Origin of the sequence: Pelomonas sp. KK5 (assembly GCF_001984095.1) — a bacterium.
In the GTDB taxonomy this organism is placed as follows: domain Bacteria; phylum Pseudomonadota; class Gammaproteobacteria; order Burkholderiales; family Burkholderiaceae_C; genus KK5.
Window position 1 is genome coordinate 23,421 of sequence record NZ_LYVQ01000029.1, and the last position, 15,777, is coordinate 39,197.

Annotated in this window: 14 protein-coding genes and 1 pseudogene; 8 read left to right on the forward strand and 7 right to left on the reverse strand. The window is 69.8% G+C overall.

The window, feature by feature from the left end:
- Position 1: 1 nt before the first annotated feature.
- Positions 2-1,159 (reverse strand): two-component system response regulator, encoded by a 1,158-nt coding sequence (locus tag B0W88_RS06535; protein WP_077033853.1) that lies wholly within the window; start codon positions 1,157-1,159, stop codon positions 2-4.
- Between the two features lie 136 nt (positions 1,160-1,295).
- Entirely contained in the window at positions 1,296-1,634 is a 339-nt protein-coding gene (locus B0W88_RS06540; RefSeq protein WP_077033854.1) for a hypothetical protein, read from the reverse strand.
- Between the two features lie 154 nt (positions 1,635-1,788).
- Between B0W88_RS06540 and secA the strand changes: the two genes are divergently transcribed.
- The 4 genes from secA to argJ all read left to right on the forward strand — a co-directional run bounded on the left by secA (position 1,789) and on the right by argJ (position 7,359).
- Positions 1,789-4,542: a preprotein translocase subunit SecA gene (gene secA / locus B0W88_RS06545; RefSeq protein WP_077033855.1), complete on the forward strand. Its 2,754-nt coding sequence runs from the start codon at positions 1,789-1,791 to the stop codon at positions 4,540-4,542.
- A gap of 254 nt (positions 4,543-4,796) precedes the next feature.
- A complete protein-coding gene (locus B0W88_RS06550) occupies positions 4,797-5,351 on the forward strand; it encodes a PEP-CTERM sorting domain-containing protein (protein WP_077033856.1) in 555 nt (184 codons plus the stop codon).
- A gap of 16 nt (positions 5,352-5,367) precedes the next feature.
- A complete protein-coding gene (locus tag B0W88_RS06555; RefSeq protein ID WP_077033857.1) occupies positions 5,368-6,024 on the forward strand; it encodes a PEP-CTERM sorting domain-containing protein in 657 nt (218 codons plus the stop codon).
- Between the two features lie 102 nt (positions 6,025-6,126).
- Positions 6,127-7,359: a bifunctional glutamate N-acetyltransferase/amino-acid acetyltransferase ArgJ gene (gene argJ, locus B0W88_RS06560; protein WP_077033858.1), complete on the forward strand. Its 1,233-nt coding sequence runs from the start codon at positions 6,127-6,129 to the stop codon at positions 7,357-7,359.
- Here argJ and B0W88_RS06565 read toward each other — a convergent pair whose 3' ends face one another.
- Positions 7,360-8,175, reverse strand: a complete 816-nt coding sequence (locus B0W88_RS06565; RefSeq protein WP_077033859.1) for a class I SAM-dependent methyltransferase — start codon at positions 8,173-8,175, stop codon at positions 7,360-7,362. It lies immediately after the preceding gene.
- A gap of 180 nt (positions 8,176-8,355) precedes the next feature.
- Between B0W88_RS06565 and B0W88_RS06570 the strand changes: the two genes are divergently transcribed.
- Together B0W88_RS06570 and B0W88_RS06575 are read left to right on the forward strand one after the other, a co-directional pair.
- Complete coding sequence (locus B0W88_RS06570) at positions 8,356-8,889, forward strand: OsmC family protein (protein ID WP_077033860.1); 534 nt, start codon at positions 8,356-8,358, stop codon at positions 8,887-8,889.
- A gap of 6 nt (positions 8,890-8,895) precedes the next feature.
- On the forward strand, positions 8,896-9,912 hold the full coding sequence (locus tag B0W88_RS06575) for an AraC family transcriptional regulator (RefSeq protein WP_077033861.1): 1,017 nt from the start codon (positions 8,896-8,898) through the stop codon (positions 9,910-9,912).
- On the opposite strand, the gene B0W88_RS06580 is transcribed toward B0W88_RS06575, so the two are convergent.
- Entirely contained in the window at positions 9,845-10,528 is a 684-nt protein-coding gene (locus B0W88_RS06580) for an urease accessory protein UreF (protein WP_077033862.1), read from the reverse strand. The genes B0W88_RS06575 and B0W88_RS06580 overlap by 68 nt on opposite strands.
- Positions 10,528-11,112, reverse strand: coding sequence for an urease accessory protein UreE (gene ureE / locus B0W88_RS06585; RefSeq protein WP_077033867.1), 585 nt, complete (start codon positions 11,110-11,112; stop codon positions 10,528-10,530). The genes B0W88_RS06580 and ureE overlap by 1 nt, the downstream gene beginning before the upstream one ends.
- A 139-nt stretch (positions 11,113-11,251) precedes the next feature.
- Here ureE and fusA point away from each other — a divergent pair, with 139 nt between their 5' ends.
- Positions 11,252-13,357 carry an elongation factor G gene (gene fusA / locus B0W88_RS06590; protein ID WP_077033863.1) on the forward strand — a complete coding sequence of 702 codons (2,106 nt, stop codon included), beginning with the start codon at positions 11,252-11,254 and terminating at the stop codon, positions 13,355-13,357.
- Between the two features lie 13 nt (positions 13,358-13,370).
- Here fusA and B0W88_RS06595 read toward each other — a convergent pair whose 3' ends face one another.
- Complete coding sequence (locus B0W88_RS06595) at positions 13,371-14,042, reverse strand: TetR/AcrR family transcriptional regulator (protein WP_077033864.1); 672 nt, start codon at positions 14,040-14,042, stop codon at positions 13,371-13,373.
- 44 nt (positions 14,043-14,086) lie between these two features.
- Here B0W88_RS06595 and B0W88_RS06600 point away from each other — a divergent pair, with 44 nt between their 5' ends.
- Complete coding sequence (locus B0W88_RS06600) at positions 14,087-15,250, forward strand: NAD(P)/FAD-dependent oxidoreductase (protein ID WP_077033865.1); 1,164 nt, start codon at positions 14,087-14,089, stop codon at positions 15,248-15,250.
- Between the two features lie 139 nt (positions 15,251-15,389).
- Here B0W88_RS06600 and B0W88_RS33495 read toward each other — a convergent pair.
- Positions 15,390-15,777, reverse strand: a pseudogene (locus B0W88_RS33495) (hypothetical protein); the annotation flags it as partial.

Genomic DNA, 15,777 nt, shown 5'->3' on the forward strand with positions numbered 1-15,777 from the left:
CTCAGGAGGCGACGATGTCCGCCACGCGGGCCTTGGCCAGCAGCTCCTCGTCGCTGTCGACGTAGCGCTCGGCCACGGCACGGAACTGCTCGGCGATGCCGAGGAAGGCGTCCACCATGTCCGGGTCGAAGTGCCGGCCGCGGCCCTCGGTGATGATCTGCACGGCCTTCGCGTGCGGCATGCCGGGCTTGTAGACGCGGCGGCTGATCAGCGCGTCGTAGACGTCGGCCACCGCCATCAGCCGCGCCGAGACCGGGATGGCGTCGCCGGCCAGGCCCTCGGGGTAGCCGGAGCCGTCCCACTTCTCCTGGTGGCCGTAGGCGATCTCCTTGGCCACGGTGAGGAAGTCCACCTTCAGCCCGAGCCGGTCCTCGGCCTGCTGGATCGCGTCGCGGCCGAGCCGGCAGTGGGTCTTCATGATCTCGAACTCGTGCGGCTCGAAGCGGCCGGGCTTGAGCAGGATGCGGTCCGGGATGCCGACCTTGCCGATGTCGTGCAGCGGCGCGGACTTGAACAGCGTGGCGATGTAGCTGTCGCTCAACACCGCCGCGAAGCGCGGGTGCGCGCGCAGCGCCTCGGCCAGCAGCTTCACGTAGTGCTGGGTGCGGCGGATGTGGTTGCCGGTCTCGTTGTCGCGGGTCTCGGCCATCGAGGCCATCGCGAGGATGGTCACGTCCTGGATCGCCTGCAGTTCCAGCGTGCGGCGCTCCACCTCGGCTTCCAGGCTGTGGTTCTGGTCGCGCAGCAGGTCGGCCGCGCGCTTGAGCTGCAGTTGGGTCTCCACCCGCGAGCGCACGATCGGCGGGCTGATCGGCTTGGTGATGAAGTCCACCGCGCCGAGCTCGAAGCCGAGCTCCTCGTCCGCGGTGGCGCTCATCGCGGTCAGGAAGATCACCGGGATCTCGCGGGTGGCCGGGTCGGCCTTCAGCCGGCGGCAGACCTCGTGGCCGGAGAGGCCGGGCATCATGATGTCCAGCAGGATCAGGTCGGGCGGCTCGGCGTGGTGCGCGAGCTGCAGCGCCTTCTCGCCGTTGGCCGCCACCACGATGCGGTAGCGATCCTTCAGCAGGCCGGCCATCAGGGCCAGGTTGTCCGGGTTGTCATCGACGACCAGGACCTTGTGCCGGGCAAGGCCCGGCGAATGCGGCATCGACCCCATGTCTGAGAACTCCCCGTACTCTTGTATTTGGGTGCAACTGCCGGGCCAGCATACGGCAGCGGGGCAGGGGCAGGCAACCCAAGCACCGGCCCGGCGCCCTGGTATCGGTCAGTCGAGGTCTTGCGTTAGGGGCGCTTCAGGCCTGCGGGAGCAGCTTGATGCGCACCTTGCTGGGCAGCAGGCCCTGCTCGGCGATCAGCTGCTCCAGCCGCGGCTGCAGCTGGCGCAGCTTGGCGGCCACGGCGGCATTGGCCGCCAGCACCGTCCAGCCTTCCTCGTCGATCGGGCCGGGCTTGACGAAGCGCTTCAGCGCGCCTGGCAGGCAGGGTTCGACGATCGCCATGCGCCGGTTCGATTCCTGCAGCAGCAGTCCCAGCCGCGCCAGGCTGCCGCTGCCGCCCAGGGCCTGGGCGATGGGCTGCGGGTCGGGCACAGCGGGCCCGAGGCGGGCCCCGGGACGTCGGAAAGTGCGCATGGCGCCAGTGTAGTGGGGCCCCGGAGCCGTCATGGACCGGGTGCTAAACTGCCCCGCTTTGCGCGCCGGCTCCGCCCGGCGGGGCTTGCATTGCCGGGCTTGCAATGGACACGGCACGCCTCATCTCACGACAAAACCAGATCGACCACGCTGCATGTTGCCCAAGCTTCTCACCCAGATTTTCGGTAGCCGTAATGAGCGCCTGCTCAAGGAATACCGGCGTGTCGTCCAGAAGATCAATGCGCTGGAGCCTCAGTTCGAGGGCCTGAGCGACGAGCAGTTGCGCGAGAAGACCGCCGAGTTCAAGCAGCGCGTGGCCGGCGGCGAGACGCTGGACGCGATCCTGCCCGAGGCCTTCGCCGTCTGCCGCGAAGGCGGCAAGCGCGCGCTGAAGATGCGCCACTTCGACGTGCAGCTGATCGGCGGCATGGTGCTCAACGCCGGCAAGGTCGCTGAAATGCGCACCGGCGAAGGCAAGACGCTGATGGCCACGCTGCCGGTCTACCTGAACGCGCTGACCGGCAAGGGCGTGCACCTGGTGACGGTCAACGACTACCTGGCCCGCCGCGACGCCGAGTGGATGGCCAAGCTGTACAACTTCCTGGGCCTGACGGTGGGCATCAACCTGCCGCAGATGTCCCGCGAGGAGAAGCAGGCCGCCTACGCCGCCGACGTCACCTACGGCACCAACAACGAGTACGGCTTCGACTACCTGCGCGACAACATGGTCTACGAGCCGGCCGATCGCGTGCAGCGCGGCCAGGCCTACGCCATCGTCGACGAGGTGGACTCGATCCTGATCGACGAGGCCCGTACGCCGCTGATCATCTCCGGCCAGGCCGAGGATCACACCGACATCTACCTGGCCATCGCCAAGGTGGCGCCGCTGCTGAAGAAGCAGATCGGCGAGCTGGACATCCGCACCGGCGAGGGCGTGATCGAGCCGGGCGACTTCACGGTGGACGAGAAGTCCCACCAGATCGTGCTGACCGAAGACGGCCACGAGAACGCCGAGCGCCTGCTCGCCGAGCACGGCCTGCTGCCCGAGGGCGCCAGCCTCTACGACGCCGGCAACATCACGCTGATGCACCACCTGTACGCGGCCCTGCGCGCCAGCCACGTGTATCACAAGGACCAGCACTACGTCGTCCAGAACGGCGAGGTCGTCATCGTCGACGAGTTCACCGGCCGCCTGATGACGGGCCGCCGCTGGAGCGATGGACTGCACCAGGCCGTCGAGGCCAAGGAAGGCGTGCAGATCCAGAGCGAGAACCAGACGATGGCCTCGATCACCTTCCAGAACTACTTCCGCATGTACGGCAAGCTGTCCGGCATGACCGGCACCGCCGACACGGAAGCGTACGAGTTCCAGGAGATCTACGGCCTCGAGACGGTGGTCATCCCGCCGAACCGCCCGACCATCCGCAAGGACGAGCTGGACCTGGTCTACAAGACCAGCAAGGAAAAGTTCGACGCCGTCACCGCCGACATCCGCGAGTGCCACGAGCGTGGCCAGCCGGTGCTGGTGGGCACCACCTCGATCGAGAACTCCGAGCTGATCTCCGCGCTGCTGACCAAGGCCAAGCTGCCGCACAACGTGCTGAATGCCAAGCAGCACGCCAAGGAAGCCGAGATCGTCGCCCAGGCCGGCCGCCCGGGCATGATCACCATCGCCACCAACATGGCCGGCCGCGGCACCGACATCGTGCTGGGCGGCAACGTCGAGAAGCAGGTGCAGTTCCTGGAGGCCGACGAGGCCGTGCCGGCCGCCGAGAAGGCCGCCCGCATCCAGCAGCTGCACGACGAGTGGCAGGGCCTGCACGACAAGGTCAAGGCCGAGGGCGGCCTGCGCATCATCGCCACCGAACGCCACGAGAGCCGCCGCATCGACAACCAGCTGCGCGGCCGTTCGGGCCGTCAGGGCGACCCGGGCTCCTCGCGCTTCTACCTGTCGCTGGACGACTCGCTGATGCGCATCTTCGCCGGCGACCGCGTCCGCGCGATCATGGACCGCCTGAAGATGCCCGAGGGCGAGGCGATCGAGGCCGGCATCGTGACCCGCTCGATCGAGTCGGCCCAGCGCAAGGTCGAAGGCCGCAACTTCGACATCCGCAAGCAGCTGCTCGAGTACGACGACGTCTCCAACGACCAGCGCAAGGTCATCTACCAGCAGCGCAACGAGATCCTCGATGCGACCACGCTGGAAGAGCAGATCGCCAACCTGCGCGCCGCCGCGCTGGAAGAAGTGGTGCGCACCTACGTGCCGGCCGACAGCGTCGAGGAGCAATGGGACCTGGCCGGCCTCGAACGGGTGCTGAAGGACGAATGGCAGCTCGAGCTGAGCCTGGCCGCCCTGGTCGAGAAGAGCGACACCATCACCGACGAGGAGATCGTCGAGGCCGTGGTCGCCGCCGGCAACACGGCCTTCGGCGCCAAGCTGGAGCGGGTCGGCATCGAGCAGTTCACGCCCTTCATGCGCATGGTCCTGCTGCAGAGCATCGACCAGCACTGGCGCGAGCACCTCGCCTCGCTGGACTACCTGCGCCAGGGCATCCACCTGCGCGGCTACGCCCAGAAGAACCCGAAGCAGGAGTACAAGCGCGAGGCCTTCGAGCTGTTCTCCGCCCTGCTGGACGTCGTCCGCCTGGAAGTCACCCGCACGCTGATGAACGTGCGCATCCAGACCCAGGAAGAGGCCGATGCCGCCGCCGCCGCGATGGAGCAGCGCGCCGAGAACGTCAGCAACGTGCGCTATACGCACCCGAACGAGGACGGCTCGGTCTCCGAGGAGCCGGCCCCGCAGACCGCCGCCAACCTGGCCCAGCAGTTCGGCCATGTCGGCCGCAACGATCCCTGCCCCTGCGGCTCCGGCAAGAAGTACAAGGCCTGCCACGGCAAGCTCGCCTGAGCCCTGTAAAGCCAGGTCAAGCCAAGTAACGGGACCGTGACATCGTCGGATGTCACGGTCCTTTTTCATGGCCGGGCCCACGGGCACCCCGCTCATTCGAGGGGTCAGGGCGTGCCTGAGCGAGGAATATGTCTCGCGCCACCGGGATGGGGGATGCACCCCCCTAATTCGTACCCCTAGGATGGCTTCCATCGGTGCTGGGGGAGGGACCTCCAAGGGCCGACGAGAACACGAACAACGTTGGCCATCTCCTCATGAAACTCAAAAACGTCACCGTCTTCGCTGCCCTGGCCCTGTCGGCCGCAGCGGCCCTGGCCGATCCCGTGCTGAGCTTCAACTTCAGCGACACCGCGGACGGCAGCGGCGCCTACAGCGAGCAGTTCCACTTCACGCTGGCCCAGGGCGCCAACTTCTTCGGCCAGGTGGACGCCAGCTCCAGCGTCGCCGGCAACTTCACGATCGGCTCGCTGCTGCTGAGCAACGGCAGCACCGAGATCCTGTTCGATGCGTCCGCCAGCGGCGATGACGGCTTCGATCGCATTACCGATTCCAGCAGCTCGATCACCGTCAAGGGCCGTACCAGCTACACCTACACCCGCAGCTACGCCTGGGACTCAATCTTCCTCGGCGCCGGCGACTGGACCGTCACCGTGACCGGTTTCGACCAGGACGACAAGCTCGGTGGCGCGCTGAACCTGAGCCTGATCGACCCGCCGGCCAATGTGCCGGAGCCGCAGACGCTGGCGCTCAGCGCCGTCGCCCTGGCCGCGCTGGGCTGGGCCGGTCGCCGCCGCCGCTCGGTCCGTTGAACTTCAGGGTTAGCACATGAACAAGAAGACTTCCGCCCTGCTGCTGGCACTCGGCCTCGCGGCCACGGGCGCCGCCAGCGCCCAGGACATCCGCTACCTGTCCACCGACGGGATGACGATCACCACGTCCTCCACCACCGCTGGCTACCTGACCGGCGGCCTCGAGATGGTGACCAGCAGCGGCACCTCCTTCGAGGCCTTCTGCGTCGAGCTGGCCCAGGGCCATGCCACCAGCGCCGCGGGCTTTCAGAGCTATACCGTCGGCAGCTTCAGCACGGCCCAGTCCACGCTGCTGCAGGGCCTGTACTCGACCAGCTACGCCACGCTGAGCAGCCCCGCCGACAAGGCAGCGTTCCAGACGGCCGTCTGGGAGATCATGCAGGAGCCCAGCGGCACGGCGCTCAATGTCGGCACCGGCGACTTCCAGTTCTACTACCTCAGCGCCACCAGCACCGACACCCAGGACAATGCGTTCGCCGCGCAGGCCAATGCCATGCTGCTGGCAGCTTCCAACTACACCGGCTCGGCCCAGTACACACTGACCAAGCTCGTGAGCCCGACCTACCAGGACTTCGTCACCGTGACCGCGGTGCCCGAGCCCGAGAGCTACGCGATGATGCTGGCCGGCCTGGGCGTGCTGGCCTTCGTCGCCGGGCGCCGCCGCCCGCGCTGAAGCGCTTTCGGCAAGCAATCGAAACGGGCTCCTGCAGGGAGCCCGTTGTCATTGGCACTCCCTACAATCGCGGCCATTCCGTTCCCCTGCCGCGAGTCCGCCATGCCCGTCAATCTGCAAGCCCCCGATCCCGCTTCCCTGCATGCCGTGCCCGGCGTCCGCCTGGGCGTGACGATGGCCGGCATCCGCAAGGCCAACCGGCGCGACCTCAGCGTGATCGAGCTGGCGCCCGGCTCCTCGGTGGCCGGCGTGTTCACCGCCAACCGCTTCTGCGCCGCGCCGGTGCAGGTCTGCCGCGAGCATCTCGCCCTTGGCGGCAACGAGATCCGCGCGATCCTGGTGAACACCGGCAACGCCAACGCCGGCACCGGCGAGGACGGCCTGGCCCGCGCGCGCCAGAGCTGCCAGGCGCTGGCCGGCGCGATGGGCGTCAAGCCCGCGCAGATCCTGCCCTTCTCGACCGGCGTGATCATGGAGACGCTGCCGGTGGACCGCATCGTCGCCGGCCTGCCCGCCGCGATCGCCGCGCTGAAGGCCGACAACTGGGCCGAGGCCGCCGCCGGCATCATGACCACCGACACGCTGCCCAAGGCCGCCTCGCGCCAGGTGCAGATCGGCGGCGCCACCGTCACGCTCACCGGCATCAGCAAGGGCGCCGGCATGATCCGCCCGAACATGGCCACGATGCTGGGCTATGTGGCGACCGATGCGAACGTGGCGCCCGGCCTGCTGCAGGCCCTGGTCAAGGAAGCGGCCGATGCCTCCTTCAACCGCATCACGATCGACGGCGACACGTCGACCAACGACTCCTTCGTGCTGATCGCCACCCACAAGGCAGCTCATGCCCGCATCGACTCGCTCGACAGCGCCGAGGGCCAGGTCTTGCGCAAGGCGCTGATCGAGGTCTCGCAGCAGCTGGCCCAGGCCATCGTGCGCGACGGCGAGGGCGCGACGAAGTTCATCAGCGTGGTCGTCGAGGGCGGCAAGACCGAAGAGGAATGCAAGCTCGCGGCCTACGCCATCGCCCACTCGCCGCTGGTCAAGACCGCCTTCTTCGCCAGCGACCCGAACCTGGGCCGCATCCTGGCCGCGGTCGGCTATGCCGGCATCGCCGACCTGGACCAGACGCTGATCGACCTGCACCTCGATGACGTGCATGTGGTCACGAAGGGCGGCCGCCGCCCCGAGTACCGCGAGGAAGACGGCCAGCGCGTGATGAAGCAGGCCGAGATCACCGTGCGCGTGGGCCTGAACCGCGGCACGGCGACGACCACCGTCTGGACCTGCGATTTCTCGCACGAGTACGTGACGATCAACGCCGACTACCGCTCCTGATCAGGCCCGCGTGATCACCACCTCCAGGTAGTCGCTCGGCACCACCAGGCTGCCTGGCCCGGCGCGGTTCAGGCTGTTCAGCAGCGTCGTCAAGTCCTGGGCCAGCCGCTCGCCCTGCTCCGCCGGCAGGGCGGCAAAGGCCTTGTGCGTCGGGCCGTACCAGTCGCGGAAGACCTGGATGTAGTGGGCGGCCGAGCGGTAGCGGAAATTGAACTGCCGCGGCGTCACCACGATGCGGGCGGCGCGGTCGCCGAACAGCTGCTGCAGGTGCGACTCCACGCCCCACAGCGACGGCGGCTGCACGCCGGCCGGTGGCGGCAGGTAGCGGCCCAGCGTCTTGAAGACCTGGCCGATGAAGCCCTCGGGTGTCCAGTTCGCCAGGCCGATGCGGCCGCCCGGCCGGCAGACCCGGGCCAGCTCGGCCGCGGCCTGCGCCTGGTTGGGCGTGAACATCACGCCGAAGGTGGACAGCACCGCGTCGAAGCTGGCGTCCCCGAAGGGCAGGGCCTCGGCATCGGCCTGCTGGAAGTCCACCTGCAGGCGCTCCGCATGGGCGCGCTCGGCGCCGCGCTCCAGCAGGCTGGCCACGTAGTCGGTGGAGGTCACGTGCGCGCCGCGCCGTGCGGCGGCCAGCGTGGCATTGCCGTTGCCGGCGGCCACGTCCAGCACGCGCTCGTCCCAGCGCAGGTCGCAGGCCTCGGCCAGTTGCTCGCCGACGATCTGCAGCGTGGTGCCGATGACGGCGTAGTCGCCGCTGGCCCAGGCAGTCTGCTGGCGGGCCTTGAGGGCGGCGAGGTCGGTCGCGGGTGCATTCATGGTGCGTGGCTCCTTGAGGGTGGGTGGGCGCGGCAGTCACCGCGCTGGCCCGCACTGTGCGGCGCGGGGCCACCTGCCGTCCTGCCCGAGCGTCGCCGGGAACTGTCCGATCGTCCGCGCTTGGCTGTCGGGCGGAGAGCGCACAGAATGCGCCCTAACGTTCAATCGGAGCGGATAGTCATGAGCCTGATCGATGTGGCCGCGGCACTGGAACGGGTGAGGGCGGTGCTGCGGCGCCGGCCGGAGTCGGGCCTGCACGACGATGCGGCGGCGACGGCGCGCTGGGAGGGCGGCACGCGGGTCCTCGCCAGCCATGCCGGCGGCGCCCGGTTCGTCACCGACATGCCGACCGAGCTCGGTGGCAGCGGAGAGCATCCGACCCCGGGCTGGCTGTTCCGCGCCGGCATGTCCTCCTGCGCGGTGGTGTCCATCGTGTTCGCGGCGGCCGGCGAGGGGATCGAGCTGGCGGCGCTGGAAGTGAAGGCCACCAGCCGCTCCGATTCGCGCGGCATGTTCGGCCTGCCGGATGCCGAAGGGCGCCCGATCAGCGCGGGCCCGGGCGAGCTGCAGCTGCATGTGCGCATCGCCGCGCCCGGCGTGCCCGAGGCCCGGCTGCGGGCGCTGGTCGAGGCGGCGGTCGCCCGTTCGCCGATGCCGACGGCGGTGCGCAACGCCAATCCGCTGGCGCTGAATATCGACGTTAGCCCCGGCTGACGCGCCATGGACGCCCTCTCCGAGACCTTGCGCGTGGTGCGCCTGGTCGGCGCCATCTTCATCCAGACCCGCTTCACCGCGCCCTGGTGCTACCAGGCGCCGCGGGCCGACGCCGCCGCGCCGCTGCTGGAGCCCGGTGCCGAGCGCGTGGTCGTCTTCCACCTGATCACCGAGGGCGAGTGCTGGCTGGAGATGCCCGCCGCCCCGCCGCTGCGGCTGGTGGCCGGCGACGCCGTGCTGTTCCCGCAGGGCGACGCCCACCGCATGAGCGCCGAGCCCGGCGCGGCGCCGCCGGCCAACGTCAAGCTGGAGCGCCTGCTGGCCCGCCGTCCGCGCGAACTGGCCTACGGCGGTGGCGGGGCGACGACCCGCATCGTCTGCGGCTACATGGCCTGCGATGCGCGGCTGGCCCGGATGCTGCTGGCCGGGCTGCCGCCGGTGGTGCGGGTCAATGTGCGCGGCTCGGCCGCCGGCCTGTGGCTGGAGGCCTCGGTGCGCTATGCGCTGGCCGAGGCGCGCTCGCCCCGGCCCGGCGGCGAAGGCGTGCTGGCCAAGCTGGCCGAGGTGCTGTTCATCGAGGTGCTGCGCCTGTACATGAATGCCGAGGGCGAGGAGGGCCGCACCGGCTGGCTCACCGGCGTCGGCGACAAGATCGTCGGCCCGGCGCTGCGCTGCATGCACCAGCGGCCCGCCCATGCGTGGACGCTGGACGAGCTGGCCCGCGAGGCGGCCACCTCCCGCTCCGTGCTGGCCGAGCGCTTCCAGCGCCTCGTGGGCAGCTCGCCGATGCAGTACCTCACGCAATGGCGCATGCTGCTGGCGGCCAACCTGCTGCGCGGCAGTAACGCCCAACTTGCACGGATTGCCGAGGACGTCGGCTACCAGACCGACACCGCCTTCAGCCGGGCCTTCCGCCGGGAATACGGCGCGCCGCCGGCAGCCTGGAGACGGGCGGCTATGAACGGAACAGGCGCGAGTACTGTTCCTCGTGCTGCGCCGACAGGATCGCCAGCATCGGCGTGAAGGCCTGGCGGTCCTCGTCGCCCATCGCCAGCGCGGCGTCCACGCAACCCGGGATCGCCTCGGCCAGCGCCTCCAGGATGCGCTGGCCCGCGCTCTGGCCCAGCGGCACCGCCTTGACCGCGGCCGCCACCATGTTCTCCGCCCAGCCGAAGGCATGGGCCAGCATGGCCTCGCGCAGCGGCGCCCCGGTCTGGGCCGCGGCCAGCGCGAAGGAGATGGGCCAGCTCGGCGCCGGCTTCAGTGCGGCCAGTTGCGCCAGCCGCGGGTCGGCCTCGGCCTTGTTGCGCAGCCATTCGACCAGCGAGCGCCCCATCTGCTCGGCCTGCTGGCGCAGCTCGCGGCTTTCGCGGGTCTGCAGCACCCAGTCGTTCAGCACCTGGATGCGCTGAATGTCGCCGTCATGCCAGGCGCGGGTGGCCGCGGCGCAGGCGGGCAGGTCGGCGCGGGCCAGGCCCAGGCGCAGCTGGTCCAGCAGCCAGGCGCGGGCCTGCGCCTCGTCGACGACGCGGCCCGAGTCCACGGCCGCTTCCAGCCCTTCGGAATAGCTGAAGCCCCCGACCGGCAGCGCCGGCGAGGCCAGCTGCATCAGCTGCAGCCAGGCGGCAGGGCTCACCATCAGTGCTTGCAGCCGGGGCCGTGCACATGCGGCGCCGGTGCGGCGGTGACGGCGATGCCGATCGGCTTGCGCTGCGGCGCCGGGGCTTCATGCGGATGCGGATGGGCATGCGCGTGGCCATGGCCCTCGGCCGCATAGGCGCCGGCTTCCGGCTCGAAGGCGCTGCTTGCCTCGGTCACGATCAGGTGCATGTTCCCCAGCATCTCGGCCAGCACATGGTCCGGCTCCAGCAGCAGGCGGTCCGGCTGCAGCTCCAGCTGCACATGGCGGTTGCCCAGGTGGTAGGCGGCGCGCAGCAGGTCAAAAGGGCTGCCGTGCTCGGCGCAGGCGCGCACCTCCAGCACCGGCTGCGGCGCGGCCTCGACGACGACCATCGAGCCGTCCTCGACGACGAGCAGCACGTCGCCGCCGCGCACGGCGGTGCCGCGCGGCAGGAACACGCCGATGCGGCGGCCCTGGCTGTCGGTCAGGTCGAAGCGGCTCTTCTGGCGGACGTCCCAGTCCAGCGAGACGGTGGCGGCGCGCTTGAGCAGCACGGGCGCGAGGCCCCGGCCGCGCGGGACGAGTTTGTTGACGGTGAGCATCGTGGGCATGGGGCTTGCGAGTCGAAGCCCGCACTGTAGCGAATGAGGCGATGACCTTCGCGCAGCGAGGCTGCTTGAAGCTCTTCATGCAAGCCCAATCTTTGCCGGCTACATTCACCGGCTGGACCCGGAGGACATCATGAGCCGCAAAACCCCCATCGAGCGCTATCGCAACATCGGCATCTCCGCCCACATCGACGCGGGCAAGACGACGACGACCGAGCGCATCCTCTTCTACACCGGCGTGAACCACAAGATCGGCGAGGTGCACGACGGCGCCGCGACGATGGACTGGATGGAGCAGGAGCAGGAACGCGGCATCACGATCACCTCCGCGGCCACCACCTGCTTCTGGAAGGGCATGGACATGTCCTACCCGGAGCACCGCTTCAACATCATCGACACCCCCGGGCACGTGGACTTCACCATTGAAGTCGAACGCTCGATGCGCGTGCTCGATGGCGCGGTGATGGTCTACGACTCGGTCGGCGGCGTGCAGCCGCAGAGCGAGACCGTCTGGCGCCAAGCCAACAAGTACAAGGTGCCGCGCCTGGCCTTCGTCAACAAGATGGACCGCATCGGCGCCGATTTCTTCCGCGTGCGCCAGATGATGGTGGACCGGCTGCGCGCCAACCCGGTGCCGGTGGTGCTGCCGATCGGGGCCGAGGACCAGTTCAAGGGCGTGGTCGACCTGCTGAAGATGAAGGCCATCTACTGGGACGAAGCCTCCCAGGGCATGAAGTTCAGCTACGAGGAGATCCCGGCCGAGCTGCAGGCCTCCGCCGCCGAATGGCGCGAGAAGATGGTCGAGGCCGCCGCCGAGGCCAACGAGGAACTGATGCACAAGTACCTCGAGGAGGGCGACCTGCCCGAGGCCGACATCGTCAACGGCATCCGCCTGCGCACGATCGCCTGCGAGATCCAGCCGATGCTCTGCGGCACGGCCTTCAAGAACAAGGGCGTGCAGCGCATGCTGGACGCGGTGATCGACTTCCTGCCCTCGCCGGTGGACATCCCGCCGGTGCCCGGCCATGACGAGGACGACAAGGAAGTCGTCCGCCATGCCGACGACAAGGAGAAGTTCTCCGCACTGGCCTTCAAGCTGATGACCGACCCGTATGTCGGCCAACTGACCTTCGTGCGCGTGTACTCGGGCGTGCTGCTCTCGGGCGCCACCGTCTACAACCCGATCCGCGGCAAGAAGGAGCGCATCGGCCGCATCCTGCAGATGCACGCCAACCAGCGCGAGGAGATCAAGGAAATCCTGGCCGGCGACATCGCTGCCTGCGTGGGCCTGCGCGAGGTGACCACCGGCGAGACCCTGTGCGACCCGGACGCCGTGATCACGCTGGAGAAGATGATCTTCCCCGAGCCGGTGATCTCGCAGGCCGTGGAGCCCAAGACCAAGGCCGACCAGGAGAAGATGGGCATCGCGCTGGGCCGCCTGGCTGCCGAGGACCCGTCCTTCCGCCTGCGCACCGACGAGGAATCCGGCCAGACCATCATCTCCGGCATGGGCGAGCTGCACCTGGAGATCATCGTCGACCGGATGAAGCGCGAGTTCGGCGTGGAGGCCAATGTCGGCAAGCCGCAGGTGGCCTACCGCGAGACCATCCGCAAGACCGCGGCCGACGTCGAAGGCAAGTTCGTTCGCCAGTCCGGTGGCAAGGGCCAGTACGGCCACGTGGTGCTGACGGTGGAGCCGCAGGAGGCCGGCAAGGGCTTCGAGTTCGTGGACGCGATCAAGGGCGGCGTGGTGCCGCGCGAGTTCATCCCGGCGGTGGAGAAGGGCATCATCGACACGCTGCCCAACGGCGTGCTGGCCGGCTTCCCGGTGGTGGACGTGAAGGTCACGCTGACCTTCGGTTCCTACCACGAGGTCGACTCGAACGAGAACGCCTTCAAGATGGCCGCCTCGATGGGCTTCAAGGACGCCTGCCGCAAGGCCAGCCCAGTGATCCTGGAGCCGATGATGGCCGTCGAGGTGGAGACGCCCGAGGACTACGCCGGCAACGTGATGGGCGACCTGTCCAGCCGCCGCGGCATGGTGCAGGGCATGGACGACATGATCGGCGGCGGCAAGATCATCAAGGCCGAGGTGCCGCTGAGCGAGATGTTCGGCTACTCGACGACGCTGCGTTCGATGTCGCAAGGCCGCGCCACCTACACGATGGAGTTCAAGCACTACAGCGAGGCGCCGAAGAACGTCGCCGACGCCATCGTCACGGCGCGCGCCGCGAAGTAGCAGCCTGGGCCGGCTAGCGTCCCATCCCGGCCACGATCAGGTCGACGCCCGCCAGGAAGTCGGCCCGGTCGTCATGGGCGGCCAGCTTCGCAGCCTGGGCATGGGTGAAGGGGAACGCCGTCGGGTCGAGCCGTGACCAGGCCTGGGCCACCTGGCCCAGGAACTCGGTGCGGCCGACGGTGCGTGCCTGGGCCGACAGCCGGTTCGCCGCGTTCTGCCCGCCCACGCCGATGATGTAGTGCAGCAGTGCCGAGGCGCCGGCCCATTGCCCCCGCGGTGCCACACCCAGCGCCTGCACCTGCTGGCCGATGCGCTCCAGCAGCCGCACCATCGGCAGCCGTCCGGCCGCCTGGACCAGCGCGGCGCCGATCCACGGGTGCCTGTCCATCGCGTCGAACATGCCCAGGGCCAGCGCCCTCAGCCGCTGCTGCGGCGTGCGCCCGGCGGTGCAGCCGGCCAGGGTCCGTTCGACCACCGCATCGCAGGCCGCGACCAGCAGTTCATCCTTGTTGGCGACATGCCAGTAGATCGCGCCGGGGCCGGTGGCCAGGCGCTCCGACAGCGCGCGGAAGGTGAGCCCGGCCTCGCCGTCGCCGTCCAGCAGCTCGATGGAGGCCTCGACGATGCGCTCGGGCGAGAGCGAATCCTCGCGGCGCCGGGCTGTGCCTGATTTCTTCGTGACCATCGCCGTATCTTGACATGACTGGAACGTTGCTCCAACATCATGGAATGACATTCCATGAAAATTCGGAAACCTCGGACAGGTCGGAGACGCCGATCGCCATCATCGGCGCCGGCCTGGGCGGGCTGATGCTTGCCCGTGTGCTGCATGTCCACGGCATCGCCGCCCTCGTCTTCGAGGCCGAGGCGGCGCCCGACAGCCGCGTCCAGGGCGGCATGCTCGACATCCATGCCGACAGCGGCCAGCTGGCGCTGAAGGCCGCGCGCCTGCACGACGACTTCCTGCCGCTGATCCACCCCGGCGGCCAGGCCGCGCGCGTGCTCGACCCTCACGGCCAGGTGCTGCTGGACCAGCCGGACGACGGCAGCGGCGGCCGGCCCGAGGTGCGCCGCGGCGAGCTGCGCGGCCTGCTGCTCGATTCCCTGCCCGCCGGCACCGTGCGCTGGGGCTGTAAGCTGGCCTCGGTCGAGCCGCTGGCGGGCGGCCGCCACGCGCTGCGCTTCGCCGACGGCACGGCGGTCAATTGCGCGCTGCTGGTCGGCGCCGACGGCGCCTGGTCCCGTGTGCGACCGCTGCTGTCGGCGGCCTGCCCGACCTATGCGGGCACCACCTTCATCGAGACCTGGCTGCACGATGCCGACCGGCTTCATCCGGACAGCGCCGCGGCCGTGGGCGGCGGTTCATTCTTCGCGATGCAGCCCGGCCAGGGCATCTTTGCCCACCGCGAGCCCGACGGCGTGCTGCACAGCTACGCAGCGCTGAACCGGCCGATCGACTGGATCCGCGAGCTGCAGGCCGCCGAGCCTGCCGCCGCGCGGGCGCGCGTCGCCGCCGAGTTCCGGGGCTGGGCGCCGGCGCTGACCGCGCTGGTCACTGCGGGCGGGGCGGCGCCCGTCTTCCGCCCGCTCCACACGCTGCCGGCCGATCACCGCTGGCCGCGCGTGCCCGGCGTGACGCTGATCGGCGATGCGGCGCACCTGATGCCGCCGGCTGGCGACGGAGCCAACCTCGCGATGGTCGACGGCGCCGAACTGGCGCTGGCCCTCGTCGCCCATCCCGGCGATGCGGAGGCGGCGCTGGCCGCCCACGAGCAGGCGATGTTCTCCCGCAGTGCGCGGGCCGCGATGGGCGCCGCCGAGGTCATCGACGCCTGCCTGGGCCCGGCTGCGCCAGGCAGCCTGGTCGAGTTCCTGCGCGGCGCGGCGAGCTGAGCGCTCTCAGGCAACCAACCGTTCGGGCTGAAGCCTGTCGAAGCCCTGGGGCGTGCAGGTCGGCCCTTCGACAGGCTCAGGACAGGCCCTTCGACAGGCTCAGGGCGAACGGAAGTTTCGGCGCGCCGGACCGGGGTGCTCAGAAGTCCACGGCCTTCGTGTGCAGGCCGCGCGCCACCAGCGTGGCATTGACCAGCTGCGCCTCGATGCGGCTGGAGAAGGGCCAGACGGCGGCCCGCCAGCCTTCGGGCGATTCGAACAGCTGGGCCTGCATGTCGGCCGCCTTGGGCTGCAGCGGCAGCACCAGCTCGCGCATCTTCTCCAGCGTGGCCTGGGCCTCCGCCTTGTTGCGCGTGGGCGGCGCGACCAGCGCGACGACCGCCGCACCCTTGGCGGCGGCTTCCCGGATATCGGGGCGCACCGTGTCGATCGGCAGCGCCGGCGCCGCCGAGGCCGCCGCGGCGCGTGGCCCCGCGGGAGCGGGTTCCCGTGCCGGCGTCGGTGCCGATGCCGCGGCCTGCAGCGGT

Coding starts and splice junctions, on each gene's coding strand:
- B0W88_RS06575 (WP_077033861.1), top strand. CDS start 8,896: ATGGACGCCCTCTCCGAGACCTTGCGCGTGGTGCGCCTGGTCGGCGCC.
- B0W88_RS06565 (WP_077033859.1), bottom strand. CDS start 8,175: ATGAATGCACCCGCGACCGACCTCGCCGCCCTCAAGGCCCGCCAGCAG.
- B0W88_RS06600 (WP_077033865.1), top strand. CDS start 14,087: ATGACATTCCATGAAAATTCGGAAACCTCGGACAGGTCGGAGACGCCG.
- argJ (WP_077033858.1), top strand. CDS start 6,127: ATGCCCGTCAATCTGCAAGCCCCCGATCCCGCTTCCCTGCATGCCGTG.
- B0W88_RS06580 (WP_077033862.1), bottom strand. CDS start 10,528: ATGGTGAGCCCTGCCGCCTGGCTGCAGCTGATGCAGCTGGCCTCGCCG.
- ureE (WP_077033867.1), bottom strand. CDS start 11,112: ATGCTCACCGTCAACAAACTCGTCCCGCGCGGCCGGGGCCTCGCGCCC.
- secA (WP_077033855.1), top strand. CDS start 1,789: ATGTTGCCCAAGCTTCTCACCCAGATTTTCGGTAGCCGTAATGAGCGC.
- B0W88_RS06550 (WP_077033856.1), top strand. CDS start 4,797: ATGAAACTCAAAAACGTCACCGTCTTCGCTGCCCTGGCCCTGTCGGCC.
- B0W88_RS06595 (WP_077033864.1), bottom strand. CDS start 14,042: ATGGTCACGAAGAAATCAGGCACAGCCCGGCGCCGCGAGGATTCGCTC.
- B0W88_RS06540 (WP_077033854.1), bottom strand. CDS start 1,634: ATGCGCACTTTCCGACGTCCCGGGGCCCGCCTCGGGCCCGCTGTGCCC.
- B0W88_RS06555 (WP_077033857.1), top strand. CDS start 5,368: ATGAACAAGAAGACTTCCGCCCTGCTGCTGGCACTCGGCCTCGCGGCC.
- B0W88_RS06570 (WP_077033860.1), top strand. CDS start 8,356: ATGAGCCTGATCGATGTGGCCGCGGCACTGGAACGGGTGAGGGCGGTG.
- B0W88_RS06535 (WP_077033853.1), bottom strand. CDS start 1,159: ATGGGGTCGATGCCGCATTCGCCGGGCCTTGCCCGGCACAAGGTCCTG.
- fusA (WP_077033863.1), top strand. CDS start 11,252: ATGAGCCGCAAAACCCCCATCGAGCGCTATCGCAACATCGGCATCTCC.